Origin of the sequence: Albidovulum sp. (genome assembly GCF_049646345.1) — a bacterium.
Taxonomy (GTDB): Bacteria; Pseudomonadota; Alphaproteobacteria; order Rhodobacterales; family Rhodobacteraceae; genus Albidovulum.
On record NZ_JBARVQ010000387.1, the window covers coordinates 1 to 1,997 of the forward strand.

Genomic DNA, 1,997 nt, shown 5'->3' on the forward strand with positions numbered 1-1,997 from the left:
CCCTGGGTGGCAAGGTAGTTTACGACCGCCCGTGCCCGGCGAAGGCCCAGACCCTTGTTGTAGCCCGCAGAGCCAACCAGATCGGTATGACCGTAGACGCGGAAGCGTACTTCCGGGAACTGCCGGATCCAGTCTGCCTGCTGACGCAGCGCGGCCATCGCATCGCCGTCAAGTTGCGCGCTGTCAAACGCGAAGTTGACTGTGTTGGGCACGTCCGCTCCGAACCGCCGTGTCAGATCCATCACATAGGATTTCTGACCGGACTGGACGAGTGTGTTGTGCATCGTCGAGTTGCCGAAATCGGTCGTTTCAAGCTCTGACCCCGCTTCGGTGTAGAGAGAGCGGAAGACATTGGTTTCCTTGGAGCATCCAGCAAGACCGGCAAGGCCCGCGGTGAGAAGGAGAAGGCTCATGTGCTTTTGCATCGTCTTACTCCATCACGTAGCCATAGGAACCGGAGAAGTCCTGCTTGGCGACTTCGCCAACCGCACCCTTGCGGCCTCCGGTCGATGCTGTCTTGCCGAAGAGGAACAGCTCTGCCTCACTCGGTGGGCGAACCCGATCAGTGGGCAGTGCCAGCGCTTCACCGCGTGTCGGCGATACAAGGTGCGGCGTCACAATCACAACCAGTTCTGACTGTTCCCGCTGATAGTCTGTACTCCGGAACAGGGCGCCGAGAACAGGGATATCTCCGAGCCAGGGAACCTGACCATTGAGATCCTGGAAGTCATCCTGCAACAGACCGGCGATTGCAAAGCTTTCGCCGTCGCGCATCTCGACAGTGGTTTGCGCTTCGCGGCGCTTGAAGCCCGGGTAGTTGAAGGATCCGACTGTGGTTACCGCACTTGTGTCGAGGCTCGAAACGGCTGTGTTGATCGCAAGGTTGATCAGATCGCCATCAACCACGCGGGGCGTGAATGACAATTCAACACCGAAGGACTTGTAGGTGATCGTAATCCCGTCGTCGTCCCGAACGGGCAGCGGCACCTGGCCACCGGCAAGGAAGTAGGCTTCCTGCCCCGACAAGGCAGTCAGGTTCGGCTCGGCCAGTGTGCGCACGAAGCCCTTGCTTTCAAGCGCCTCAAGCAGAACGTTGAAACTGACGGCGCCAGAGCCGAAGCTGAAAAGGCTCTGACCGTTGTTTTCGACGTTCGGGGTCAGGCCGGGGTTGATTGTACCAAGGCCTGTCGTCGGGTTCGGTTGCCCAACTGTCAACCCACCGGAACCAAGGCCAAATCCGCCACTCAGGTTGGATGTGTTGACAGAACCCGCGATGCCGGCCTGAAGTTGTTTGCGGACAGAACGCTGCATTTCTGCAATGCGCACTTTCAGCATGACCTGCTGCACGCCGCCAACCGACATCAGGTTCGACACCCGGTTCGGAGCGTAGCGATTGGCCAGATCAAGCGCGCGATCCAGTTTCGCAGTTGATGATACGGTGCCCGACAGCACGATGCCGTCATTGGCCGTTCTCACCTCGATCTGCTCTCCGGGAAGGATCTGTTGCAGACGCTCCTTGAATTCCGCCACGTCGAGCGAGACCTGAACATCAACATTGGTGATCAGCCTCCCGTCCGGCGCCAGAAGTGTCAGCGTCGTCCGACCGGGCGATTTGCCCAGCACGTAGATTGTCCGGTCTGAAAGGGTCGAGATATCTGCGATGCCGGGATTGGCGATCGAAAGCTCTGCGAACGGTTGGTCCGCCTCAACGATTACGGCGCGGTTCATGGGAACCGCCAACGCGCTCGAAACTGAACCGGTGACAATCTTCAAAGTCTCCGCGTTGGCGGAGGGGATGGCCGTCATGGTGAGCGATACGCCCAGCACGCCTGCCGTTAATATAGTTCTAATGCTCATGTGACCTGCCTCTCCGATCACGCCTCAGGGAAGGGTCTTATGCCCCAATTAGCGCCACAATGCGTGACAAGTGGATTTTTTGCAATAATCAAACGTTTGCGTCGGAGTCTTTATGTGGGCGAGACGCAACACTTCAGCAG

Annotated in this window: 2 protein-coding genes; both read right to left on the reverse strand. The window is 58.4% G+C overall.

Annotated elements, in window-relative coordinates; translation table 11 throughout:
* A partial coding sequence (locus WBB85_RS09535) for an OmpA family protein (RefSeq protein ID WP_432638387.1) occupies positions 1-413 on the reverse strand: 413 nt, incomplete at its 3' end.
* Positions 414-429: 16 nt separating this feature from the next.
* Positions 430-1,857, reverse strand: a complete 1,428-nt coding sequence (locus WBB85_RS09540; RefSeq protein ID WP_432638388.1) for a type II and III secretion system protein family protein — start codon at positions 1,855-1,857, stop codon at positions 430-432.
* Between the last annotated feature and the right edge of the window lie 140 nt (positions 1,858-1,997).